The organism is Acinetobacter sp. CIP 101966 (assembly GCF_000369725.1).
GTDB classification, from domain to species: Bacteria; Pseudomonadota; Gammaproteobacteria; order Pseudomonadales; family Moraxellaceae; genus Acinetobacter; species Acinetobacter lwoffii_Q.
In genome coordinates this window covers 25,693-50,727 of record NZ_KB850164.1, presented here as the reverse complement: position 1 = coordinate 50,727, position 25,035 = coordinate 25,693, and the positions used below count along the sequence as shown (strand labels likewise).

Annotated in this window: 19 protein-coding genes; 9 read left to right on the top strand and 10 right to left on the bottom strand. The window is 43.2% G+C overall.

Annotation, left to right across the window (positions count from 1 at the left end):
• Positions 1–409: 409 nt before the first annotated feature.
• Positions 410–982: a peptidylprolyl isomerase A gene (locus F891_RS15670; protein ID WP_004647112.1), complete on the bottom strand. Its 573-nt coding sequence runs from the start codon at positions 980–982 to the stop codon at positions 410–412.
• A 103-nt stretch (positions 983–1,085) separates the two neighbouring features.
• Here F891_RS15670 and F891_RS15665 point away from each other — a divergent pair, with 103 nt between their 5' ends.
• Complete coding sequence (locus F891_RS15665) at positions 1,086–1,760, top strand: acetoacetate decarboxylase family protein (RefSeq protein ID WP_004647113.1); 675 nt, start codon at positions 1,086–1,088, stop codon at positions 1,758–1,760.
• Positions 1,761–1,831: 71 nt separating this feature from the next.
• Here F891_RS15665 and F891_RS15660 read toward each other — a convergent pair whose 3' ends face one another.
• On the bottom strand, positions 1,832–2,902 hold the full coding sequence (locus F891_RS15660) for an alpha/beta hydrolase (RefSeq protein ID WP_004647114.1): 1,071 nt from the start codon (positions 2,900–2,902) through the stop codon (positions 1,832–1,834).
• Positions 2,903–3,119: 217 nt separating this feature from the next.
• Here F891_RS15660 and F891_RS15655 point away from each other — a divergent pair, with 217 nt between their 5' ends.
• From F891_RS15655 to F891_RS15630, 6 genes are all read left to right on the top strand, one after another.
• Positions 3,120–3,620 carry a hypothetical protein gene (locus F891_RS15655; RefSeq protein WP_004647115.1) on the top strand — a complete coding sequence of 167 codons (501 nt, stop codon included), beginning with the start codon at positions 3,120–3,122 and terminating at the stop codon, positions 3,618–3,620.
• Positions 3,621–4,622: 1,002 nt separating this feature from the next.
• Positions 4,623–5,171 (top strand): nucleotide exchange factor GrpE, encoded by a 549-nt coding sequence (grpE, locus tag F891_RS15650; RefSeq protein ID WP_004647116.1) that lies wholly within the window; start codon positions 4,623–4,625, stop codon positions 5,169–5,171.
• Positions 5,172–5,289: 118 nt separating this feature from the next.
• The gene (gene dnaK, locus F891_RS15645; protein ID WP_004647118.1) at positions 5,290–7,230 is read left to right on the top strand and encodes a molecular chaperone DnaK; all 1,941 of its coding nucleotides are present in this window, start codon (positions 5,290–5,292) and stop codon (positions 7,228–7,230) included.
• A 146-nt stretch (positions 7,231–7,376) separates the two neighbouring features.
• Positions 7,377–8,207, top strand: coding sequence for an OXA-134 family carbapenem-hydrolyzing class D beta-lactamase OXA-283 (locus F891_RS15640; RefSeq protein WP_004647119.1), 831 nt, complete (start codon positions 7,377–7,379; stop codon positions 8,205–8,207).
• A gap of 70 nt (positions 8,208–8,277) precedes the next feature.
• Positions 8,278–9,186: a matrixin family metalloprotease gene (locus F891_RS15635; protein WP_005264495.1), complete on the top strand. Its 909-nt coding sequence runs from the start codon at positions 8,278–8,280 to the stop codon at positions 9,184–9,186.
• A 105-nt stretch (positions 9,187–9,291) separates the two neighbouring features.
• Entirely contained in the window at positions 9,292–9,669 is a 378-nt protein-coding gene (locus F891_RS15630; protein ID WP_162924842.1) for a hypothetical protein, read from the top strand.
• Between the two features lie 56 nt (positions 9,670–9,725).
• Here F891_RS15630 and erpA read toward each other — a convergent pair whose 3' ends face one another.
• The 4 genes from erpA to F891_RS15610 all read right to left on the bottom strand — a co-directional run bounded on the left by erpA (position 9,726) and on the right by F891_RS15610 (position 13,648).
• Entirely contained in the window at positions 9,726–10,061 is a 336-nt protein-coding gene (erpA, locus tag F891_RS15625; protein WP_004281944.1) for an iron-sulfur cluster insertion protein ErpA, read from the bottom strand.
• Positions 10,062–10,182: 121 nt separating this feature from the next.
• A complete protein-coding gene (locus F891_RS15620) occupies positions 10,183–11,190 on the bottom strand; it encodes a putative solute-binding protein (protein ID WP_005264493.1) in 1,008 nt (335 codons plus the stop codon).
• Positions 11,191–11,378: 188 nt separating this feature from the next.
• Complete coding sequence (locus F891_RS15615) at positions 11,379–12,389, bottom strand: putative solute-binding protein (protein ID WP_005104963.1); 1,011 nt, start codon at positions 12,387–12,389, stop codon at positions 11,379–11,381.
• 254 nt (positions 12,390–12,643) lie between these two features.
• Positions 12,644–13,648 (bottom strand): putative solute-binding protein, encoded by a 1,005-nt coding sequence (locus tag F891_RS15610; RefSeq protein WP_005264491.1) that lies wholly within the window; start codon positions 13,646–13,648, stop codon positions 12,644–12,646.
• Between the two features lie 217 nt (positions 13,649–13,865).
• On the opposite strand from F891_RS15610, the gene F891_RS15605 reads away from it, so the two are divergent.
• Together F891_RS15605 and F891_RS15600 are read left to right on the top strand one after the other, a co-directional pair.
• Positions 13,866–15,797 carry an ATP-binding cassette domain-containing protein gene (locus F891_RS15605; protein ID WP_005264489.1) on the top strand — a complete coding sequence of 644 codons (1,932 nt, stop codon included), beginning with the start codon at positions 13,866–13,868 and terminating at the stop codon, positions 15,795–15,797.
• Between the two features lie 341 nt (positions 15,798–16,138).
• On the top strand, positions 16,139–17,302 hold the full coding sequence (locus tag F891_RS15600; protein ID WP_004728975.1) for a zinc-dependent alcohol dehydrogenase: 1,164 nt from the start codon (positions 16,139–16,141) through the stop codon (positions 17,300–17,302).
• Positions 17,303–18,479: 1,177 nt separating this feature from the next.
• On the opposite strand, the gene gyrB is transcribed toward F891_RS15600, so the two are convergent.
• The 4 genes from gyrB to dnaA all read right to left on the bottom strand — a co-directional run bounded on the left by gyrB (position 18,480) and on the right by dnaA (position 24,749).
• A complete protein-coding gene (gene gyrB, locus F891_RS15595) occupies positions 18,480–20,951 on the bottom strand; it encodes a DNA topoisomerase (ATP-hydrolyzing) subunit B (RefSeq protein ID WP_005264488.1) in 2,472 nt (823 codons plus the stop codon).
• 56 nt (positions 20,952–21,007) lie between these two features.
• Positions 21,008–22,087 (bottom strand): DNA replication/repair protein RecF, encoded by a 1,080-nt coding sequence (gene recF, locus F891_RS15590; protein WP_005264487.1) that lies wholly within the window; start codon positions 22,085–22,087, stop codon positions 21,008–21,010.
• A gap of 28 nt (positions 22,088–22,115) precedes the next feature.
• A complete protein-coding gene (dnaN, locus tag F891_RS15585) occupies positions 22,116–23,264 on the bottom strand; it encodes a DNA polymerase III subunit beta (RefSeq protein ID WP_004647129.1) in 1,149 nt (382 codons plus the stop codon).
• Positions 23,265–23,372: 108 nt separating this feature from the next.
• A complete protein-coding gene (gene dnaA / locus F891_RS15580) occupies positions 23,373–24,749 on the bottom strand; it encodes a chromosomal replication initiator protein DnaA (RefSeq protein ID WP_004281934.1) in 1,377 nt (458 codons plus the stop codon).
• Positions 24,750–25,035 lie beyond the last annotated feature (286 nt).

Below are 25,035 nucleotides of genomic sequence, written 5' to 3'. Positions count from 1 at the left end.
AGGGTGCCAATCTTGGCTCATCAATTTTCTGACAAATATTTCTCAAATAAACTTCGAGTAATTTCTACCATCAATCAATGAAAATAATTTCGATCAATCAACCAGTAAAAATCCACACAAGTTGTTCTTCATAATCTCTTAATGATCTTTCCAACACCTCGTCAGTGCCAGAAGCTGGACTTCGATAAACTCAACAACTCCGCCATTCTGCTTCGTTCGTTTCCGTCTATCTCGTCGGTATGTGCTCATTATAGGGCAATTTCTTACACGTGCAAGCGCTTTTAACGCACAGGAATCACGAGTGTTTTATTTTTATGCACCAAATTGGTTCAATTCCATACAATTCATTACATAAGTACATATTTTTAAAACAGAAATATAAATTAAATATTTCTGCTTTATTCTATGCCTAGTTTTTCACGACTGGTGCTTTAATCGTCACACTGGTGATTTTTACAGGGTTCACCGGCACATTTTGATGCATTCCATAGTTTCGGGTCGGTACTTTAGCAATCTGATCGACGATATCCATACCTTTAGTGACCTTACCAAATACCGCATAGCCGGCATTTCTAGCAGAACGATCCAGGAAATCATTATCGACCAGGTTCACAAAGAATTGTGCTCGGGCAGAATCCGGCTGATTGGTACGCGCCATGGCTAAAGTACCGCGTTTATTTTGCAGACCATTCGATGATTCATTTTTAATGGGTGCTTGAGTATTGGCTTTTTCTTGCATGTTCACATCAAAGCCACCACCCTGCACCATAAAGCCTGGAATGACGCGGTGAAAAATCGTGTCCTTATAGAAGTTGCTCTTTACATAGCTTTCGAAGTTCTTTGCCGAGATTGGAGCTTTGTCATTGAAGAGTTCAATTTCAATATTTCCAGATGAAGTCTTCATCTCAATAATCGTATTTGCAGCGAAGCTTGGTAGACTGACCGCAGCAAGTGCGATGACACATAATGATTTCTTTAACATTTATTAACTCATCTACTTAGAAGTAATGGTTGTGAATGACTATATATTAATCTTTTATAACTCATAATGCAGTGACCTGCCGACTAAAGACAAGAGAATAAGAATGAAGCATGCATTATTACAGGAGCAAAATATCCACCAGTTTCCACCTTGGCATTTGCAGGGTGAGGGTTTTATTCTGAATTATTGGCTGACCCCAAGCTTTATTGAGCAAGCGAAACAGTTCCGTATTGCGCCTTCTCCGCTGGGTCGTATGGTCCAAGTCTTATTGGTGCGTTATCACACTTCGCCGATTGGCCCTTATGAAGAGTTACTGATTCTGGATCATCCTTTAATTAGTAAACGGCGCCTCAGCTCGATTCCTAAAATTTATGTGTCTACCCATGAGTCTGTGGTACACGGTCAGCATTTATGGGGCATTCCCAAAGAACATGCGCAATTTGAATGGCAGGAAAAGGATCAGGAAGTACTGTGTCAGATTCAACACCAGAACCAGCATATGACGATTCGGCTGAAGAAAACCAAATCTGCACGCCAGTTCTATATTAATAGTCATCATATTCCAGCGTCTATGTTGAAAATCCAGCAAGCCTGGAAAGGCCAGCGTTTTCAGTTTAGTCCACAGTTTCGCGGTCACCTCTCCAAACTCTCGCAAGTAGAATGGCAAGATGCCGAGAATATATTTCCAGACTTTTCCAAAGCCAAATTGCTGCAAAGCTTTTATGTCCCCAAATTCAATCTGATCTTTCCTGAAGCGCAGATCAGCAGCAAAGTATAAGAACTGATAAAAACCTATCTATAAAAAAAGGTGTTTCATGAGAAACACCTTTTTGCATTTATGCTTTCGATTTAACTATTTTTGTCCCAGAATTTGCGGAAGTTCTTGCTGATCTCAATCACATATTTTTTGGCACGGCGGGAGATCGGGGTCAGGTTGATAAAACCATGGGCCTGATCGGTATATTCATCATAATGAACAGCTACACCATTCTGACGCAACTTGTGTGCATAGATTGAACCCTCATCATGCAGGACATCATGACGTGCTGTAATCACATAACTTGGCGGCAAGTTTTGCAATTCACCATAGGTCGGTGAAATCAGCGGATCATCCAGTTCAATCTGATGGGTTTGGGCATACATTAAGGTCACCAGATCAATATCCTGCTCTGAAAGTACCAGTCCATCTTTATAGGCATAGAAAGAAGGATGGCGGCTTTTAAAGTCGACCGCCGGATAAAGCAAAAGCTGCGCTCGTGCAGCATAAGATTTGCCTGCACTGCGCTGTGCCACGACAGTAGCCAGATTTCCACCCGCACTGTCCCCTGCCACGGCAATCCGGTTTTTATAGACTTTTAGCTGCTTGCTATGCTGATGTGCCCACGCCAAGGCATCTTCACAGACTTGTACCATCTGCAAGGGGCTAAATTCTGGCGTCAGCGGATAAGCTACGCTTAGCACCTGTACTTTGGCATGTACTGCCAGCAAGCGACAGAATTCATCATGGCTGTCCAGACCGCCCACCATAAATGCACCGCCATGATAAAAAATCACCATCGGCAACTTCTTTTGTGGAGCTGGATGATAATGCCGGGCAAAGATGCTGCCACTCTGTAGAGGAAGGCGGAGCTCTTCAACAAATTTGACCGCGGTCGGTCTAGCCCGGATGGCTTTCATACGTGCATCAAACAATGTGCGCGAATGAGCCAGATCCTCACTAATAAAACTGCTATGCCCCTGTTTTATCTGGATGGCCATCAGGCATTTAACCAATGGATCTAAATCAGGATAAACATGAGGATAATCCAGAGCCTTGACCAATGCTTCCTGTGCAATGCCAGGTAAGCGGTCCAGCATACGCGCTGCCGTCCCTTGTCCCTTTTCCATCACACTTTTCAGAACCGGAGGATTCACAGTCATTATTTTTAGTCCTTATTCTCTTAATTCTTCATAGTTTCTACACGATTAGTGTTTCAGTGACCATATTCTTATATAAGTCTTAATATCAATGTACATATAGCTTCTACTCGATACGTTACCCTCATTTATAAAAGATATCATTGACCGTTTAAAGGTTATTTTTGACGTACTTTTGCGAGCTTAAGTATATTTTTTATTACAAATCGGGAGGATGCCTATGGCTAGAAAAATTATAGCTCTGTCTTTGGCGACTGCATTTTTAGCTGTAGGCTGCGTCGCATTTCCTGAAGATGGTGGCTATTATGACGGCCGCTATGATCAGCGTTATGACCGTCGCTATGAACTGGACCGGCATTATGAACAAGATCGTCGCTATGAGCGGCAACGCTGGGAATATGAACAGCAACACAAACGTATTGAACTCGATCGACGTAAACAGGAATTACAACGTCGCAATTGGGAGCAGGATCGTAAAAGAAAGTTAGAGCTTGATCGACGTAAAAGCCAACTGGAACGGCAGCGCCATGAACAGCAACGTAAAAATATCATGACGCAACGGCAAAAACAGGCAGAAGCAGAACGCAAGCGTCGTCAGGATCTGGAGCGTAAACGTGCAACAGATCAGCGCAGTAAAAAAGTCCAGCAAAATCGTTCTAATCAACGCTGGAATGACAACCGACGCCATCAGGAACAACGTTCACGGGATCGTCGTGACTAAGACTTGAATCACCCTCTCTATTAAAAGCCCAGACTGGGCTTTTTTAATGAAAAAGGTAGCTGCCAGATAGACAAAGACCCTAAAGAAAATTTCTTTAGGGCCTTTGCAGAGGGTTATGTTAAACGAACTTCCACTTCGCTTATGCTTCTCAGCAATTCAACCAGAACATCCTGTTCTCTACACAAATTATCCTATCGAATCAACTTGCTCTCATGAAGCGGACATTCACTATCCAAGCTGTAAGTTTTATCTTACAAACCGCTAAAATAGAGACGACTGATTCCAACAAATTCAAAAAAGGTAAATTCTGGACAAAAAAAGGCTTATCTAGAGAACAGGATAAGCCACGAAAACACATTTCAAAATAAGAAGAAACTACAGCGATAGAATCTGGAATAAATATTAATCAAAAGTTCATCTATTGTGAAAGACTTTATTGCTTAGATATTAATCGTTTTTATGTCTAATAAATAAACAGGCAAAAAAAAGCTGAGTTTTGGGGATACTCAGCTTGAAAAAAGCAATTCTAAAATAGGGCAACAGCAACCCGGTTCGGCTCTCTCCTCTGAACAAGGTCGCTGTTAATAGAAGTATGATGCAATTTTTTTACCAATACTTAAAACGGATTAAAATTATTAATTTGATTCAAAAATACGATTATTCATTTTTTATGTTTATATTCAAATACTTAATTCTTAGATTTAGTCGCGAATTGAATCTATTCAGTTCAAAATTCGGATTCATCGCTGCTGATGTCCGTGTATTTTATTCTCATCCTATCCTGCTGTTGTGTTCTGAATAGCTTGTTCTGCTATCCGCTGGATTCAGTATTTTGTATAAATCTTAAATTTAATCTGGGTCGACGCTTGAATTTTTACACCCTGCCCCGATTTCTTTAGGTAATCAAGAACTTCACAACCATGGCAGTTCAGCATAAACGCAGTGAACACTGAGGCCTAAGGACTGTACATGTTTAAGAACCCATTTAAACGGAGTAAATCAATGGCGACTGAGCAAAACGAGCAAGCTCAACAACTTGAGCAAGAGCAAGCGGAACAAGATACAGCGCAAACTCAAGCTGAAACCGAGCAGGCTGAAGTTTCCGTTGAGTCTTTACAAGAGCAGATTGCGCAGCTTGAAGGTGATTTAAAGTTAGAAAAAGCCCGTACCGCCAATGCAGTCTATGAAGCACAAAAAAGTGTTGAACGTATTCAGCGTGAATCTGAAAAGCATAAAGATACGGTTCTGGAAAAGTTCTCTAAAGAGCTTCTAGAAACAGTCGACAATCTGGAGCGTGCCATTGTGGCTGCAGGTGAAGAGCAAACACCATTGCGTGAAGGCGTTGAACTGACCCTTAAATCGTTATTGCATACCTTGGAGAAATTCGGGGTTGTGGCAGTAGACACCAACAACGGTTTCAATGCTGACCTGCACCAGGCAGTCGGGATTGATCCAAATGCCAAAGCCAATGAAATTGGGACTGTTTTGCAAAAGGGCTACACGCTCAACAGTCGCTTATTGCGTCCTGCTATGGTGATGGTCGGCGCTTAAGCCAAATAATTTCGGGAGTTTGTGAAATTTTTCAAAAAATTTACTTGAAAAAAATCGAACGGCTCTCATATCGGATAACAAGTGTAAATCACAAAAAAATTTTAGAGGAAACATCCAAATGGCTAAAATCATTGGTATTGACTTAGGTACTACAAACTCATGTGTTGCAGTACTTGAAGGCGACAAAGTTAAAGTAATCGAAAACGCTGAAGGCGCACGTACCACTCCATCTATTATTGCCTATAAAGATGGCGAAATTCTGGTAGGTCAATCTGCAAAGCGTCAAGCAGTAACAAATCCGAAAAACACATTGTTCGCGATCAAACGTTTGATCGGTCGTCGTTATGAAGACCAAGCGGTACAAAAAGATATCGGTTTAGTTCCTTACAAAATCATCAAAGCAGACAACGGTGATGCTTGGGTTGATGTCAACGACAAAAAATTGGCGCCACAACAGGTTTCTGCTGAAATCTTGAAAAAGATGAAGAAAACTGCTGAAGATTACCTGGGCGAAACCGTAACTGAAGCTGTTATTACTGTTCCTGCTTACTTCAACGATGCACAACGTCAAGCAACTAAAGATGCAGGTAAAATTGCAGGTTTAGAAGTTAAACGTATCATCAACGAGCCAACTGCTGCGGCACTTGCGTTCGGTATGGACAAGAAAGAAGGCGACCGTAAAATCGCGGTTTACGACTTGGGTGGTGGTACTTTCGACGTTTCAATCATTGAAATTGCTGACCTTGATGGTGACCAGCAAATCGAAGTATTGTCGACTAACGGTGATACGTTCCTAGGTGGTGAAGACTTCGATAACGCGTTAATCGAGTTCCTGGTTGAAGAGTTCAAGAAAGAACAAAACTTTAACCTGAAACAAGATCCACTGGCGTTACAGCGTTTAAAAGAAGCTGCGGAGAAAGCGAAAATCGAGCTTTCTTCTTCAAATGCAACTGAAATCAACCTTCCATACATCACTGCTGATGCGACTGGTCCTAAACACTTAGTGATCAACGTAACACGTGCAAAACTTGAAGGTCTGGTTGCTGACCTGGTTGCGCGTACCATTGAACCTTGCCGTATTGCGCTTAAAGATGCAGGTCTTTCGACTTCTGACATCTCTGACGTGATCCTGGTAGGTGGTCAGTCTCGTATGCCAATGGTTCAACAAAAGGTTCAAGAGTTCTTCGGTAAAGAGCCACGTAAAGACGTAAACCCTGATGAAGCAGTCGCAATGGGTGCTGCGATTCAAGGTGCGGTACTTTCAGGTGACAAAACTGACGTACTTCTACTTGACGTAACTCCGTTGACACTTGGTATTGAAACCATGGGCGGCGTGTTGACTGCAATCATCGAGAAAAACACCACGATTCCTGCGAAGAAATCTCAAGTGTTCTCAACCGCTGCGGACAACCAGCCTGCTGTAGACATTTCAGTTTACCAAGGTGAACGTAAAATGGCGCAGCAAAACAAATTGTTGGGTAACTTCCAGTTAGGCGACATCCCACCTGCGCCACGTGGTGTGCCACAAATTGAAGTATCTTTCGACATCAATGCTGATGGTATCTTGAAAGTATCTGCGAAAGACAAGAGCACTGGTAAAGAGCAATCGATCCAGATTAAAGCAAACTCAGGTTTGTCTGATGCTGAAATCGAAGCAATGATCAAAGATGCTGAAGCGAATGCTGAAGAAGACCGTAAATTTGAAGAGCTTGCAAAAGCACGCAACGAAGCGGATGCTTTAGTTGCTTCTTCACAAAAAGCAGTGAAAGATCTTGGTGAACAAGTAACAGCTGACGAAAAAACTGCTGTTGAAACGGCGGTTTCTGAGCTTGAAGCTGCAACTAAAGAAAATGACGTTGAAGAAATCAAAGCGAAAACTGAAGCGCTGCAAAATATCATCATGCCAATTACACAACGTGCATATGAAGCTGCTCAAGGCCAAGGTGGTGCGCAAGGTTTTGACCCGAATGCATTCCAAGGCGGCGAAGGTCAATCTCAAAAAGCGGACGACGGCGTTGTAGATGCTGAGTTCACTGAAGTGAAAGATGACAAAAAATAATTTGTCGCTTTAACTGAAAAAACCGCGCGAAAGCGCGGTTTTTTTATGTCTCGACTTAAAAGAATAAAATAAAAATTACTAAAATTTGATCGTATTTTCAGGAAAAGCTGTTTAAGTTAAATCCAACATTAAAATACCCTGAACCCATGAAAATTCTAATTTTGCTGCCTTTACTTAGTTGCTTGGGCCTGACAGCGTGTAGCCTGCCCGTTTCATCTCTCCTATCTCAAAGCACTTCGACTCAATCGACTCAAGCCATTGCCCAATTATTTGATCAGGCGCAAAGCGCGGGTGTTCTAGTGATTCAGCGTGGTCAACAGATACAGGTTTATGGTAATGATTTAAGCCGTGCAGATACCGAATATGTTCCCGCCTCTACTTTTAAAATGCTCAATGCCCTGATTGGCCTGCAACATGGCAAAGCCACAACCAATGAAATTTTTAAATGGGATGGCAAGAAACGCAGTTTTGCAGCCTGGGAAAAAGACATGACTCTCGGCGAAGCCATGCAAGCTTCTGCTGTACCCGTGTATCAGGAACTGGCACGTCGCATTGGCCTTGAATTGATGCAACAGGAAGTACAACGCATCCAATTTGGTAATCAGCAGATTGGTCAACAGGTCGATAACTTCTGGTTGGTAGGCCCTTTGAAAGTTACTCCAAAACAGGAAGTCCAATTTGTTTCTGCGTTGGCCCGAGAGCAACTGGCCTTTGATCCTCAAGTCCAGCAACAAGTCAAAGCCATGTTATTTTTACAGGAGCGGAAAGCTTATCGACTATATGTCAAATCCGGTTGGGGCATGGATGTGGAACCGCAAGTCGGCTGGCTCACCGGCTGGGTTGAAACACCGCAAGCCGAGATCGTGGCATTTTCACTGAATATGCAGATGCGAAATGGTATGGATCCGGCGATCCGCCTTGAAATTTTGCAGCAGGCTTTGGCCGAATTAGGGCTTTATCCAAAAGCTGAAGGATGATGCAAATAAGCATGGGAAAGGCATTAAAATTAAGCTATATTTTTAAAAAATAGACATTTAAATAAAAAATATGCGTCTTCTGCTCTGTCTGCTCGTAGTGGGATTGATCATGTCTGCCTATCTGCATATGCAGGCCAAAACCCATCCTCAACTGCGCTATAACTCGCTGGCTGATCGTTTTGCTCATCCTTTCGATACCCGCTTACGCTTCCGGATTGATCAGGTCGATTCAGGCTTTGGACTCAGTAAAGATCAGGTCATTCAACTGAGTAAGGAAGCCATCGAGATCTGGCATCAGGGAAGCAATCGTGATGATTTGATGGTCTATGATGAAAATGCCAGGCTGAGTATTCACCTGATCTATGATCAACGCCAGCAAGACTATGATGCCTTAAAGAAAGTCGAAAAACAGTTGCTGGCAGATGACGCCAAGTATCAACGTCAGGTCAAAAATCTGGAAGCATCCCATCAGCATCTGGAAAGTCAGCAGCAACGCCTGATCCAGCAAAGAGATCAGATGAATAGTGAATTTCAGGCCTTACAGCAACGACGCCGTCAGCCGAATTTATCTGCGTATGAGCGTGAGCAGATTGAATATGAAGTTTTGGCTTTACAGCGTAAATCGGAAAATTTTCAACGGGAACTTCAATACCTGCAGGAACAGCAAAGTTCCTTTAATATGAATGTTTCCATGCATCAACATGGTCTGCAAAATCATCAACAGAATATCATTCAAGCCCAACAGCGTTTCCCTGCCCGCGAATTTCATAAGGGCGTGTTTATGGGCAATCAAATTCAGGTTTATCAATTTGATGCAGAAGATGATCTCCGCCTGACTCTGGCACATGAACTCGGACATGCCTTGGGTTTGTATCACCATAATGACCCGGAAGCACTGATGTATCCGGTGCTGGGTAAACAAAATCTGCAACACTTTCAGCTACGACCTGCAGACAAGACCTTGCTTTATAACCGTTAAGTGATCAGCTTGAATTCCTTAATTAATTTAAGTGTATAAGTATTATAAAAAACACTCTATTCTGATTTCATGTTATTGTGATTGGCTACATTGTTTAGGCCATCTTTGGAGATTCGTGTGAGTTACTACCATATTTTAATTGAAGTAAATGACCACATTAGTACGATTGATGAAACCCGTGATATCGAGATCTTTGATATCGAGGACATCCAACCCTATCTTCATTCGATTTTGCTGCCTTATTTCAATGAACAACTGATTGAACTCGACGATGAAAATCTGGAATATAAAGATATTCTGCATTTGGAAATCAAACAGACCTTATTGCCGATTAATGACCTGATCGAAGAAGAACAGCGTCTGTTACCAAGTGATACCGACATTACCATTAGCGCCTATGAAATTTTTAATAACCGCGAGTTGAGTCAGGATGTCACCAGCGTGATCTTTGACCTGCTTGAAGCGGTAAAACTGGATAGCTAAACTTTTTCCATGCATAAAAAAAGTCCTCATTGAGAGGACTTTTTTTATGCATGGATTTAGATCGAGAATGAAGATCCACAACCACAGGTCGTGGTCGCATTCGGGTTTTGTACCACGAAACGTGAGCCTTCCAGACCTTCTAAATAATCTACTACCGAACCAACCAGATACTGATAACTCAGTGAATCGACCAGGACTTTAACATCGCCATTGGCGAATTCTGCATCATCTTCATTCTGGCTTTCTGCAAAGTTAAAGCCATAAGAGAAACCTGAACAGCCGCCACCGGTCACATAGACACGGAGCATTAAGTCTTGGTTACCTTCACTGTCACGCAACTGGCGTACTTTATTTGCGGCATTGTCGGTGAGCACAAGCGCTTGGGCATTCATGGCGGATTCCTCTGTTGAATGGAATGTCTTTAAAAAGAAAAGACCATATTTAAGTATAGCACACTCAATATATGGTCAGTCTCTACAGATTAAAAGTCAAATCAGAGTAATTTTATCAGGATTATTTGTAGTTCTCATCCTGTAAGGCACATTCAAAATTTGTCGGATTCTGTTTGCAGCGGAATTGCCACAGCAATTTCATCATGCGTTTGTCATAAACGCCGCGTTTGGTCAGGTCAATTCGGGAATCCCGCATCATTTTCTGATAACCTGGTTTATCTGCCGCAGGAATATCCATCCAGTATTTCGATGGAATATCCACTTTCATTTTACCCAAAATACCAAAGGCACGTGGTAACTGGCTCTTGACCCATTCACGTGATTTTTGCCCGTATCCTGCCGGGAATTTATCTGGACGGATAATGATATTGCCTGTGACCTGCAATACCGGATAATTCACAATCGCACCCTTACTACCTAACCCTTTATGTAATTCTAAAGGCTTAAATGCTGCAGCTGGTGCACCGATAATATCCACCTGACCATTGTTAAACATACTGGCAAAATTGCTGATTTCGGCACTCACTGCTTGTGCACCAACCTGCTGTACCATGATTTTTTGTGCTTCGTCATGGCTTAGTACCGCAATTTTCTTGCCGGCTGCTTTGGCAACGGTATTAATACTGCGGTCGTTCACTAACAGAAAAGCATCACCTACCGGAATCACTCCAACAATTTCATATTTACCTTGCAGCATTTGTTTGGCGAAGGTGGGACTGGCCAGGCCCTGCATGACTTTAACCGCCAGATTCAGATCGGTGATAGCCCCGATTGCATCCAGCGATCCGGTAAACTTGTTAAATTGACGGCCACGCATACCAGTGACACTAATGCCGTCACATTTTCCGGCTTTAAAATCTTCTGCGACCACGGCTTCATTGGTATTCACCCGCAATTCGATATCTGCCCCCCAGTTTTTGGCCGCCAACTGATAGTCTTTCATCACACTATAGACATCACCGTTTTTACCGACCAGATCAAATACGCAAATCACCTGTTTGGCTTGCGCCAGACCTGAAACAGCCAGTGTCGCTGTAGCCAATGCCAGTACTTTCCATCCTCTATGCATCATCCTCATTTCCTTATCGCTTGTTTTTGTTATTGAAGTTTTAGTCACATGTGATTGTTTTTTATATGAAACATTCGAATTTAATATTTAGATTAAGCTATTTTATTCGCTGCACAATGGCAGATCTGACCTGGTTCAGCCATAAAAAAAGCCTAGATCACTCTAAGCTTTTTGCTTTAAAAATCAGATTATTCGCCAGCCATTGAACATTCAAAGTTGGCCTTATCGACAGAACAACGGGCACGTTTTAAGACCGACATCATGCTGGCATCATAGATTCCACGTTTGGTCATGTCCATCCGGCCATCACGTAACATTTTCTGATACTTGGTTTTATCTTCAACGTTCAGGTTCATTTTATATTTCGACGGAATACCGGCTTCCAGACGTTTGATCATGGCCATGCTCTTTGGCAGGTTTTTGATAAACCAGTCACGCGATTTCTGTCCAAAACCTGCGGGGAATTTTTCTGGACGAATCACAAAATCAGACGTCACATGCAGCACCGGGAAATTAAACATCGCGCCGTTATTACCCAGACCTTTATAGATTTCTAATGGCTTGTAGGCATAGGCAGGCGCACCCACCATATCCACCTGACCATTGTTAAATTTGGCCACAAAGTTGGACACATCGGAAATCACGGCCTGTGCACCGACGCGCTGTACCATGATTTTCTGGGCATCGTCATAGCCGAGTACTGCGAATTTCTTGCCTGCGGCTTTTTCAATCGAATTGATATTCTTGTCACGGACGAAAATAAATGCCGAACCTAAAGGCGAAATACCGGCAATTTCATATTTTTTGCCGCCCATATTGGTTACCATTTTCGCGGCATTACGTTTGTCCAGAGCAAAACTGATTGCACGCTGGGCAATGGCATTACTTGGTGCGCCGCCCAGTGCGTCAATAGAACCGGCAAATTTATTGTATTGACGGGCACGCATGGCGGTCATAAATACACCATCACATTTACCTGCCTTAAAATCATTGTCGGCAACCGCTTCATCCTGACGGGCAATCAGATTGATTTCTGCGCCCCAGCCTTTTGCAGCCAGTGCCCATTCTTGCGCCATCTGGAAAGACTCACCGGATTTACCCAGTAAGTCAAACACACAGATATCGACTTTTTCTGCATGCGCCGCACTTGCAAAACCAAATGCAGAAAATGCAGCCAATGATAAGAGTGTTTTTTTCATTGTAGTGATCCTTTGAAATCTTGTTATTCGCTGAGTGTCCGTACACGGGACAAATATTAAGCAAGTTTAATTAAAAAAAATAGAGCATTTACTCCATTTAAAGCCGGCATTTTGGCCTATAAAGATAAATCAGCAGGAGTTGTCTCAGTTATTTTTAAATATATAATTAAATATCAATGTTTTAATATTTAAGACTACTTTCTTATAATTACATTAAGCCAGTTATAGTTACAAAGATATACATCTTTGCAGATTTATTCTCCACTAATCGAACACTCAAAATTAGTTCTTTCTACCGTACAGCGGGCACGCTTCAATACCGTCATCATGCCGGGATCATAAATACCTTGTCGAGTTAAATCGATGCGGCCTTCGCGCAAAATCTTCTGATAGGCGAGGCGGTCTTCACGGCTTAGATTCAAAATATATTTGCTTGGAATTTCAGCTTCCATGCGCTTGACCATCGCAAAGCTGCGCGGTAACTGTTTGACAAACCAGTTTCGGGATTGTGCCGCAAAGCTTGCCGGAAACTTCTCCTGACGAATAATCAGATCGGCAGTGACATTAATCACCGGAAAATTAATCATGGCACCTTTACTACCCAGACCTTTTTCCAGTTCGAGCGGTTTAAAGGCATAAGCCGGTGCAGCCACAAGATCCACTTCGCCCTGATTAAACTTGCGAATAAAATTGGAAATTTCTGACATGACCGGTACCGCTTCAATCCGATTGACCATGATTTTTTGCGCATAATCATAATGCAGGACAGCAAATTTCTTGCCTTTGACCTGTTCCAGTTTATTTAGAGTACGGTCACGAACAAAAATATAGGCCGGCCCAATCTGGCCGATGCCTGCTACTTCGAATTTTTCTTTGCCAATCTGGGTGATCAGGCGTTTGCTATTGCGTTTATCCAGCACATAGCTGATGGCTTTCATGGCAATGTCATTATTCGGCACGCCGCCAATTGCATCAATCGATCCGGCAAATTTGTTATAGGCGCGGGCACGCATTGAGGTCATATAGAAGGCATCACATTTCCCGGCTTTAACGTCCTGATCGACCTTGGCTTCATCCTGATAGGCGCTTAACTGAATTTCGGCACCCCAGCCTTTTGCTGCCAGTGCCCATTCTTCCAGCAGCTTGTAAGACTCACCAGATTTCCCCAGCAAATCAAACACACAGACATTCACTCTGGCTTGAGTTGAAGTCGACACCAAAAGACCCAGTGCAGATAAAACTAAAAATCCCTTTTTCATTTTTATTTTACTCTATCGTATTTTTTGCTCGATCAGGTTCTACTATAAACAACTGTTAATGCTGAAAATAGAGCTTATACTCAACTTATTGGTCAATAATATATAAATTTACAGAATTTAAAAGCTGGCTTATTTCAGTAAAAGTCGCAAGATTTTTCATTTTCACAGGGCTTTCCTTTAGAATAGGCGCATCTTATTTCTTAGCTTTGATTTCTCAATGATTCAGTTAGACCAGTTATCTATACGTCGCGGTGGACGTGTTTTATTTCAAAAAGCGTCGATGCAGTTACACCCAGGATGGAAAATTGGCCTAACCGGTGTCAATGGTGCTGGAAAATCCACCCTGTTTTCAGCCTTGCTCGGCGGCATGGAGTCAGATACGGGTTCATTGACCCGACCTGCGGTATGGACCGTGGCGCATATGGCTCAGGAAATTAAAGCACTGGATATGAAAGCGATTGATTTCGTATTGTCGGGCGATGAAGAATACTGGGATATTCAGCAGAAACTTGAGCAACCAGATCAACTGGATGATGCAGAACTAGGGCATTTATATGGCCGTTTTGATGAAATTTCAGGTTATTCGGCTCCTGCCAAAGCCTCGCAATTGATGGCGGGTCTGGGCTTCTTTGAACATCAATCACAACTGGATGTTTCAAGTTTTTCCGGTGGCTGGCGTATGCGTCTGAATCTGGCACGTACCCTAATGAGCCGCTCAGACTTACTGCTCCTCGATGAACCGACCAACCATCTGGACTTGGATGCGATTCTCTGGCTCGAAGACTGGCTCAAGGCTTATGAAGGTACGCTGGTGCTGATTTCGCATGACCGGGATTTCCTCGATGCGATTACCGATCACATTTTACATATCGAAAATCAGGAACTGACTTTATATACCGGCAACTACTCGACTTTCGAGCGTACCCGCAGTGAACGTCTGGCGCAGCAGCAACAGGCGTATGAAAAGCAGCTGGAAACCCGCGCGCATCTGCAAAAATATATTGACCGTTTTAAAGCGCAAGCGACCAAAGCCAAACAGGCACAGAGCCGGATCAAGCAACTGGAACGCATGCAGGAACTGTCTGCTGCGCATGTCGATACACCATTTACCTTCAGTTTCCGTGAACCGACCAAAATGAGTTCACCGTTATTGCAACTGGAACATGCCGATATTGGTTATGGCGACAAGCTGATTGTGACCAATGTAAATTTACAGATCACGCCAAACAGCCGGATCGGTTTACTCGGGATGAATGGTGCTGGTAAATCCACGCTGATTAAATCGCTGGTCGGTGACCTGAAACTGATTCAAGGCGTGCGTAAAGATTCAGAGCTACTGAATATTGGTTATTTTGCCCAGCATCAGATGGATGCACTGGATGGCAATGCCAGCCCGATGTTACAGCTGGCACGTATCGCCGATAAAAAAATCAGTGAAGCCAGTCTACGTTCATTTTTAGGCAGCTTTGGTTTTAGCGGCGAACGTATGGATACGCCGAGTGAAAGTTTTTCGGGTGGTGAACGTGCACGTTTGGCTCTGGCGCTGATTGTTTGGCAGCGTCCGAATGTACTGATTCTGGATGAACCGACCAACCATTTAGACCTGGATATGCGTCATGCACTGACTATGGCCTTGCAAGATTTTCAGGGTGCGGTGGTTCTGGTTTCGCATGAACGTCAGCTCATCGCCAGCGTCTGTGATGAACTGCTACTGGTACATAATGGTCAATGCCGTGAGTTTGATGGTGATCTTACTGCCTATGCTGACTGGTTACGCCAAGCCCGTATTGAGATGATTAAAAATGGGCAAAAGCCAGCAGAACCGGTGAAATCCCAAGTCGAAGTCAAACCGACTATTTCCAAACTGGACAAGGAAGCACAACGTAAGGAAGCTGCTCGCCAGCGGGAACTAAGTCGTCCGATTCGCAAGAATATTGAAAAATGCGAAGCACAGATGGCCAAACTACAGCCGCGACTGATTGAAATTGAAAACCTGCTGGGTGACAGTGCTTTATACGAAGCATCACGTAAAAATGATTTGCTGAAACTGATGAATGAGCAAACCGAGCTAAAAGCCAAACTGGAAACAGCCGAAGAGCAAATGCTAGAACTGATGATGGAACTGGAAAGTCTGGAACAGACGTTCTAAAGCTCTTTTAGTAAGATTTAAGATAAGAGATGAATGACCAACGTTGTTCATCTCTTTTTTATTCACTATTTTTAATGTTTTCTCTTCCATTTTCCCCCCTGTATTTTTTCATCTACGTCTAGATGTTTCTTTAATTCTGTTCTTTTCTATTCATTCGACACATAAGGTCATGAATTACGCAAACCCTATATAAGTTTATTTTTTAAACAATTGGATGCCTTATTTCATACATTAATTTACAGCGCGCTGTTTCATCCTAAGGCTCTAATACAAGTGTTTTTTAATTTTTGGCAGCCTTGCTACGAGTCTGTTTAATGTTGAACTAGAGAGAGGAAATCCGCATGCGTGCTCTTACCTATCATGGTGCTCGGGATGTACGAGTTGAATCCGTTCCAGATCCAGTGATTCAGGAACCAGATGATGTTATTTTAAGGGTGACAGCCACCGCCATCTGTGGCTCAGATCTGCATTTATACCGGGGGAAAATTCCGGCCACTGAAGACGGTGATATTTTCGGCCATGAATTTATGGGAATTGTAGAAGAAGTCGGCCCAGAAGTAACCGAAGTCAAAAAAGGTGACCGGGTGATTATTCCCTTTGTGATTGCATGCGGTCACTGTTTTTTCTGTGAACATGAACTGATGGCTGCCTGTGAAAATACCAATAGCGGTCGTGGTGCGATCCTGAATAAAAAACAGATTCCACCCGGCGCAGCTTTATTTGGCTTTAGCCATCTGTATGGTGGTATACCAGGTGGTCAGGCCGAATATGTGCGGATTCCCAAGGGCAATGTCGGACCATTTAAAGTGCCGGGTTCCCTGCCTGATGAAAAAGTATTATTCCTGACCGATATTCTGCCAACTGCGTGGCAAGCAGTGAACAATGCCCAAGTTGGTCGAGGTTCCAGTGTCGCCATTTATGGTGCTGGCCCGGTCGGTCTGCTGGCTGCTGCCTGTGCGCGGATGCTCGGTGCCGAGCAGATCTTCATGGTCGATCACCATCCTTACCGTCTGCGTTTCGCACATCAAACCTATGGAGTAATTCCGGTCAATTTTGATGAAGTCGATGCCGCTGAATTTATCATTCAAAATACCACGGGTTATCGTGGAGTCGATGCCGTCATTGATGCGGTCGGTTTTGAAGCCAAAGGCAGCATGCTGGAAACCGTAATGACCAACCTGAAATTAGAAGGTTCGAGTGGTTCAGCGCTAAGACAATGTATTGCAGCGGTCCGCCGCGGCGGTGTGGTGAGTGTACCTGGAGTTTATGCTGGTCCAATTCATGGCTTCCTGTTTGGTGATGCCTTTGACAAAGGTTTAACCTTTAAAATGGGACAAACCCATGTGCATAACTACTTGCCGCAGTTGCTAGAACATATTGAAAATGGAGATCTGTCTCCAGATTTGATTATTACCCATCGCATGAAACTGGAAGATGCTGCGGAAGGTTACCGTATTTTTGATAAAAAGGAAGAAGACTGCCGTAAAGTGATTCTGACGCCATAAATATTATTTAAAAAAGCGCCGTCAGGCGCTTTTTTATTTTTTATCATCATTTTATCAATCCTCTTTTTCCTGTTTCTAAGCAATAAGATTTCAGCGACCCTCTCTCTTTTCTATCGAGTAATAAAAGAAGTGCCAGATTTTCAATAATGAAATCAAAAAATAAATAAAAAATTAGAATTAAAAAAGTTAAGCAAAAATCGATAAAAGTATAATTTTAAATAAAAATGAAAGTTCACTTGATTGTTAAATTGATTATGTAGTTTAGCTACACCCTAAATTTTTAATTAAAAATATGTTCCACACCAATGATTAGAGAAACTACACTATATTTACAAGTATATAATTCATAATAATTTTTTATTTTAAAACCAATCCAAGGAATTGTCTGGTCATACTAGCGATATCTCGCCAAATCCCTTTTAAATTTAAAATGCTATTTTAAATTTAAAAACACTTATCCACAAGACACTAGGGTTTAAATTTGAATTTAAAATAAAGAATCAATACGTGGATTAAAGCTTGTGGAAAAATAATATATTATTCACATAAAAACTATGGATAACTCCAGACTTATCCACATATCTGATCAGGCTTGCTATATACTTAAAAGCAATATTATTTAGGTATTATTTAGCTTATTAGACCAAATTTCTTATAAGTGATTGAAAATTTAGAAGTTGGTTTTAGCAGCTTTTTATTTATTTTTGAGATATTGGATCTTCTGAATAGGCTATTTATTATTTTTTAGTCGAATCCACATGACGTATTCGATCTGTTTTTATTACCCGTATCTTTAAATATCACTTTGACTAATATAGTTTTCACCAAGCATTCTGGACTGCGTACACACTCTTCATCGTATAAAGAGCGTTCTTCCACCTCACTTTCCTATTCAAAAATTATCTTAGAAGTTCTGAAACTCATCGTGTTTATCACAATACACTCGCTTCAGATTTCACATATTTTTCGAGCTGGTGATCTATACATATAGCCTTACTTGAAGCCAGTCTGGCTTATTCAACTTGGCTTTTAACAACTAAAATGAACTCCATCCTATATCTAAAAATCTGTCCAAAATTACTTTATTCTGCCTAGCTCACAGGATATGAGTAAAAAATTGGTCTAAAAAAAGCGCCTCGAAAGGCGCTTTTTTTATGTTTGATTTTATCCTGAGGAATCAGGCATCAATGTCTGCATTCAAGGCATTTTCTTCAATGAAAGCACGACGTGGTTCTACGTCATCGCCCATCAAGCAAGAGAACATACGATCGGCTTCAATCGCATCCGTTACCGTTACTTGCAGCATATTACGATTGTCTGGATCCATAGTGGTTTCCCACAGCTGTTCCGCATTCATCTCACCCAGACCTTTATAACGCTGGATCATCATGCCACGACGTGAGTCCTGCAAGATATGCTGCCAAACCTGATGGAAATTGTTGACCTGAATCTTGCGGTCGCCTTTCTGTAAATATGCACCCTCTTCAAGCAGGCTGAACCAGCTCTTCGAGTTCTTCAATAAACGTACATATTCACTTGAACCTAGAAGCACAGAGTCTAACAAGTAGCTATGTGGCAAGTTATGCACATAAATGGTAATGCGTGGCAACCAGCTTGCAGTTTTTTGACCATCTGCCAGTTCTTTTTCAAAACGCTCCAGAGTTAATTCTGGACGTAATGTTGGCTGAATGGCTTCAATCGCTGCACGTAGATTCTCACCCCATGTTTCCACATAGGTTTTGTCTTCCAGCTGATCCAGCTTAAAGCCTTCCAGTGACAGCAGCGCATCGAGCAGACTCGCAGGATAACGCTGAGTCAAACGTGCCAAGCTCTTCTGGGAAGTCTGATAATCGGCAATCACATTCGCCAGTGCTTCACCACGAATCGCAGGCGCTTCTGCACTGATATGCAACTCCAACTCATCAATCGCATTCGAAATCAGGTAAGTTTCCAGTGCATCATTGTCCTTGATGTACTGTTCCTGCTTGCCTTTTTTCAGCTTGTACAGCGGTGGCTGTGCGATATAAATATGACCACGTTCCACAAGTTCCGGCATTTGACGGAAGAAGAAGGTCAACAGCAGCGTACGGATGTGTGAACCATCCACGTCAGCATCGGTCATGATGATGATTTTGTGATAACGCAGCTTGTCTGGATTATATTCTTCACGACCAATACCACAGCCCAGTGCGGTAATCAGCGTACCGACTTCAGCAGACGAAATCATGCGGTCAAAACGGGCACGCTCTACGTTCAGGATCTTACCTTTCAGCGGTAAAATCGCCTGCATTTTACGGTTACGACCTTGCTTGGCTGAACCACCTGCAGAATCACCCTCGACTAGGTACAGCTCAGACAAAGCTGGATCTTTTTCCTGACAATCGGCCAGTTTACCTGGAAGACCGGCAATATCCAGCGCACTTTTACGACGTGTCATTTCACGTGCTTTACGCGCTGCATCACGCGCACGTGCTGCATCAATAATCTTGCCGGCAATTGCCTTGGCTGCTTGTGGATTTTCCAATAAATATTCAGAAAATGCCTTGTTCATGGCCTGTTCGACAGCGGTTTTTACTTCACTCGATACCAGTTTTTCTTTGGTCTGTGAAGAGAATTTCGGATCAGGTACTTTGACTGACACGATGGCAGTCAGGCCTTCACGCGCATCATCACCCGATACCGCAACTTTTTCCTTTTTCAGGATATTTTCGCTGTCCATGTAGTTGTTCAAACCACGGGTCAACGCAGCACGGAAACCAGCCAAATGCGTACCACCATCCTTTTGCGGGATATTATTGGTAAAACAACGCACATTTTCCTGATAAGAATCATTCCACTGTAATGCAACTTCTACCGTAATACCGTTGTCGGCCTGTGCAGCAGTGAAATGGAAGATATCATTCAGGTGAGTTTTGCCTTCGTTAATATATTTAACGAACTCAGATAAACCACCTTCGTAGTCATAAACATTCTCAAGATTGACGCGTTCATCACGCAGGACAATACGTACACCCGCGTTTAAGAATGACAATTCACGTAAACGACGCGCTAAAATATCAACATTGAAAATGGTTTGACTAAAGGTTTCAGCACTTGGGTAGAAACGTACTGTTGTACCCGATTTATCAGTTGTACCTGTTTCACGTAATTTATAAGCAGGATCACCATGACGGTATTCCTGTTCATAAGTTTTGCCCGCACGGCTAATATTTAATAGCAGTTTTTCAGACAGCGCATTCACTACTGAAACACCAACGCCATGCAGACCGCCAGAGACTTTATAACTGTTGTCGTCGAACTTACCACCGGCATGCAGAATGGTTAAAATTACTTCTGCTGCAGACACGCCTTCTTCAGGGTGAATATCGGTCGGAATACCACGACCATTATCAGATACTGAAACCGATTCATCTTCATGGATCGTCACTATAATTTCATCACAGTGGCCTGCCAAGGCTTCATCAATCGAGTTGTCGACTACTTCAAACACCATGTGGTGCAGGCCGGTACCATCGTCTGTATCACCAATGTACATGCCCGGACGCTTACGGACTGCGTCTAAACCACGTAATACCTTGATGCTAGAGGAATCATAAGCCTTTTCAATGGTTTGTTCTGTTTGAGAAGCAGCTTGATCTTCTGAACTCATGGTTTCTCCCTAGTGAAAAATAGGTCTATCCAAAGATGGGTAAAACTCAAAAAATATTATTGCACAACTTGAACTATACCGTTTTCAACACTGAATAACTGATATGAGATAGACAAATCATGTAAGTGCTTTTGTACTGATTCATGGTCTAAGGTGGTAATAAAAACTTGACTACCAAGTTGGCTCAATCGCTCAATTAAACGTTGTTGTGCGGTTAAATCTAATTCTGCTGTCACATCATCTAATAATACCACAGTTTCCTTATTACAAGAATGGAGCATTGCGATTTGCGACAGTTTTAGTGCGATCATCAGCAGCTTTTTCTGTCCGCGCGACAGGATCACATCAGCATCCCCCATCGGGGTCTTTAAACGCAAATCTGCGCGATGTGGACCATATTCGGTGTAGCGTCGCTCACAGTCTTTTTCATGCTGGTTGGTCAGATCATTCAGCAGGCCAGTTTCACTGTGAAAGCCCGGACTGTATTCCAGACTGACTTGCAAATCAGGTAATAACTGTTTCAGGTCATCTTCAAAAAAGGGCTTCCATTGTTCCACGATCCCGACACGTTGCGAATGTAAAATTTCACCATATTCACTGAGCATCTGGTTCCACGGTTCCAGATCTGACAGACTGAGAAAGCGTTTGCTTTTGAGCAAACTATTTCGCTGTTTCAGCGCACGAGAATAATATTGCCAGGCATGATAAAACTCTGGTTCCACGTGGAACATTAACCAGTCAAGGAGTTGGCGTCGTGGTTTAGCACCATGATCGATAATATCGGTGCTTTGCGGATCAATCAGCTGCAAGGGCAACAGTTTGGCCAGCTGTCCCTGGGTTGCGACCAGATCACCATTGACCTTGATCAGTTGCTCCCCGCTGGCCATTTTTTGCATGCCAATTTTTTCAGTCGCAGACTGTGCAAATACAATCGCATCCTGCGCGCCATGCTGGATATAATTTTTGGGAATATGAGTACGGAAGGAACGACCGGCAGCCAGTAAATGAATCGCCTCTAAAATCGAGGTTTTACCTGAACCATTTTGCCCATAAAAAACATTAAACGGCTGCAATCCGTGGAGAGCAACCGTCTTTAAATTCCGCACACGCTCAATATGTAAACGCGTAATATGCATGTCTTATATGAATATCAGAAGCCGCGGCTTAAACACGCATCGGCATGACGACATAAGTCTGATCAGTATGCGCCGGGTCTTGTACTAAGACAGACTGATTCGCTTCAGTCATAGTCATTGACACATCATCGCCATCCAGCACACCGAGGACTTCAATCAGATACTGCGCATTGAAGGACATTTCTAGCGGTGAATCGGCATATTGAATCGCCAGGTCTTCAATCGCTTCATCCTGCTCCGGGTTATTGGCACGAAGTTGCAAAGAATCAGCATTGAAGTTCAGAAACACACCGCGAAGTTTTTCATTACTTAAAATCGCCACACGCTGCAAAGACTGCTTGAACACGTCATGTGCGATCATCACGACTTTGTCGCCCCCACGTGGAATCACACGGCGGTAGTCCGGGAACTTACCATCAATCAGCTTGGTAGTGAAACGCACGGTAATGTTCGCCTGTTCCTTGTCACGGCTTGGCATATTGATGGTCACATTGAGCAGTTCACGACCAATCAATAGAGATAATTGCTCATCTTCAACGCTGAGCAGGCGCTGTAATTCTGCAACGGCCTTACGTGGCACAATTGCCTGAATCGGCTGTGCTGCAGTGGATTGTGCTGCTGTTTCACACAGTGCTAGGCGGTGGCCATCGGTGGTCACAGCACGTAGCTGATTGGCATCAATTTCCAGCAAAGTACCGGTCAGGTAAAAACGCACATCCTGAACTGCCATGGCAAAGGCGGTTTTTTCGAACAGGCGTTTAAGTTCACGCTGTGTCACCGTCACTTGCGTGCCTTGGGTGTTTTCAGTGTTCAGTAATGGATAATCATCAGCAGGCAAGGTACCCAGTACAAAACGACTGTTGCCTGATTTAAGGATGCAGCGCTGATCTTCAGTAATATGCAAATCCACCAATGCCGCTGAAGGAAGTGACTTACAGATATCAATCAGCTTACGTGCAGGAACTGTGGTCTCGCCTTCCTGCAGACATGCACCTTCAGCCAGTGCTGTACTCGCCACCAGTTCGACTTCCAGGTCGGAACCGGTCACGGTCAATGCTTGCGTAGTCACCTGAATTTTCAGGTTAGACAGGATATTCAAGGTATGGCGACGTTCAACCGCTCCTACGACATGTGAGAGAACATTCAGTAAGCTTTCTTTCGCGATTTTTAAACGCACAGTGCATTCCTCTAAAGCTGAAGATTAATATAGAAAAAGTGATTTTTTGACGGTTTACTATGCGGCAAAAGCAGCCGCATAGCAAGAATAGAATTTGAGCGATTTAGGTCAACTTTGCAACAGACGCTGCAGGTTTTTATAGTCTTCGTTAAAGATCGGATCTTCTTCACGCAGGCTTTGTACTTTCTCGCAGGCATGCATCACGGTACTGTGATCACGACCGCCAAAAGCCATGCCAATTTCCGGAAAACTGTCGCCGGTTAATTCACGTGCCAGCCCCATCGCCAGCTGACGTGGGCGGGCATAAATCCGGGTACGTTTTGGACCGACCAGTTCTTTCAGTGGAATCCGGAAATACTCACTCACCACACGCTGAATATTTTCAGTACTGATGGTACGGGCACGAATTGCCAGCACATCTTTTAAAGATTCACGCACCACATCCAGATCAATTGGCGTACCTTTAAAACGTGAAATCGCCACCACTTTGTTCAGCGCACCTTCCAGCTCACGCACGTTAGCCACCACCTGCTGGGCAATAAACAGCGCACAGTTACGTGGTAAATCGACCTGGTTGCTTTCTGCTTTTTTCAGCAGAATTTCAATTCGGGTTTCAATATCTGGCGGTTCAACCCCGACCGACAAGCCCCAAGAAAAACGTGAAACCAGACGTGGATCCAGCTCTGTCAGCTCTTTAGGATAACGATCCGAAGTCAAAATAATTTGCTTGGATTCATCCAAAAGTGCGTTAAAGGTGTAGAAAAATTCGACCAGACTGGCCTCTTTACCGGCCAGCAAGTGAATATCATCAACCAGTAATAAATCCAGAGAACGGCAGTTTTTCTTAAACTCTTCGACTTTGCCCTGCTGCAACGAACTGACAAAATCCTGCACAAAACTTTCTGCAGTCATGTACATGACTCGGGCATTCGGCTTGGCCTGCAACAATGCATTGCCCACAGCCTGCATCAAGTGGGTTTTACCCAGACCGGTCGGACCATATAAAAATAACGGGTTGTGCTGTGAAGCACCCAGCTGGGTCAGTACCTTGCGACAGGTTTCTGCCGCCATCTGGTTAGATCGGCCTTCCACAAACAGCGAGAAGGTAAACAATGGATTCAACTGACGTCTACGGCTATTTTTGCCGCTGTCTTCTTTTTCTTTCTTCGGTTTCGGCACCGGCATCGGTGTCGAGGTCAATGCCGCAGTCGTAGTTGCCGGTTGTTCACTGGCAGATAAAATCGCCCCTGGACGTGAATCGACCAAAATTTCGACCTTGCGTACCCGTCCTTCAGACAATTGCTCTGCCAAAATCGTGATCAGTTCCAGATGATGTTCTTGAATGTAACGCGTCCAGTAAGGATTAGGTGCATACAAACGCAAGCTGTCTTCCAGCTCTTCTGCAACCAATGGGCGAATCCACATTGTAAAGACATTTCCAGAGAGCTCTTGTCGCAGGCGATTTAAGCAGTCCGTCCAAAGCATGTGAATCCCCTATTCATTCCATTGTTCATTCAAAAAAGATGACCGCGACCAAAAGCGGGTCGCCATTCTAACCAAGTTATCCACATCTGTCATGGCAATTTCCACAAAAACTGTGCAAAAAGAAATCAACATGTATGAATTTAAATTTAAAACCCAGTGTGGATAAGTTTATCCGCAAGCTGTGGATAAAATATATCATAAAGTTATCCACAAAGTATAAAATTAATAGAAACAGTTTTATCCACAATATAAGTTTATGTTTAATTAAATAAAAAGTGGCTTATCC

Excerpts from the sequence above, each read along its gene's own strand:
- F891_RS15665 (WP_004647113.1), top strand. The coding sequence starts at position 1,086 with ATGAAGCATGCATTATTACAGGAGCAAAATATCCACCAGTTTCCACCT.
- F891_RS15615 (WP_005104963.1), bottom strand. The coding sequence starts at position 12,389 with ATGAAAAAAACACTCTTATCATTGGCTGCATTTTCTGCATTTGGTTTT.
- F891_RS15610 (WP_005264491.1), bottom strand. The coding sequence starts at position 13,648 with ATGAAAAAGGGATTTTTAGTTTTATCTGCACTGGGTCTTTTGGTGTCG.
- gyrB (WP_005264488.1), bottom strand. The coding sequence starts at position 20,951 with ATGAGTTCAGAAGATCAAGCTGCTTCTCAAACAGAACAAACCATTGAA.
- erpA (WP_004281944.1), bottom strand. The coding sequence starts at position 10,061 with ATGAATGCCCAAGCGCTTGTGCTCACCGACAATGCCGCAAATAAAGTA.
- F891_RS15620 (WP_005264493.1), bottom strand. The coding sequence starts at position 11,190 with ATGCATAGAGGATGGAAAGTACTGGCATTGGCTACAGCGACACTGGCT.
- recF (WP_005264487.1), bottom strand. The coding sequence starts at position 22,087 with ATGCATATTACGCGTTTACATATTGAGCGTGTGCGGAATTTAAAGACG.
- F891_RS15635 (WP_005264495.1), top strand. The coding sequence starts at position 8,278 with ATGCGTCTTCTGCTCTGTCTGCTCGTAGTGGGATTGATCATGTCTGCC.
- dnaA (WP_004281934.1), bottom strand. The coding sequence starts at position 24,749 with ATGCTTTGGACGGACTGCTTAAATCGCCTGCGACAAGAGCTCTCTGGA.
- F891_RS15660 (WP_004647114.1), bottom strand. The coding sequence starts at position 2,902 with ATGACTGTGAATCCTCCGGTTCTGAAAAGTGTGATGGAAAAGGGACAA.
- F891_RS15670 (WP_004647112.1), bottom strand. The coding sequence starts at position 982 with ATGTTAAAGAAATCATTATGTGTCATCGCACTTGCTGCGGTCAGTCTA.
- F891_RS15600 (WP_004728975.1), top strand. The coding sequence starts at position 16,139 with ATGCGTGCTCTTACCTATCATGGTGCTCGGGATGTACGAGTTGAATCC.
- dnaK (WP_004647118.1), top strand. The coding sequence starts at position 5,290 with ATGGCTAAAATCATTGGTATTGACTTAGGTACTACAAACTCATGTGTT.
- F891_RS15655 (WP_004647115.1), top strand. The coding sequence starts at position 3,120 with ATGGCTAGAAAAATTATAGCTCTGTCTTTGGCGACTGCATTTTTAGCT.
- grpE (WP_004647116.1), top strand. The coding sequence starts at position 4,623 with ATGGCGACTGAGCAAAACGAGCAAGCTCAACAACTTGAGCAAGAGCAA.
- F891_RS15640 (WP_004647119.1), top strand. The coding sequence starts at position 7,377 with ATGAAAATTCTAATTTTGCTGCCTTTACTTAGTTGCTTGGGCCTGACA.
- F891_RS15605 (WP_005264489.1), top strand. The coding sequence starts at position 13,866 with ATGATTCAGTTAGACCAGTTATCTATACGTCGCGGTGGACGTGTTTTA.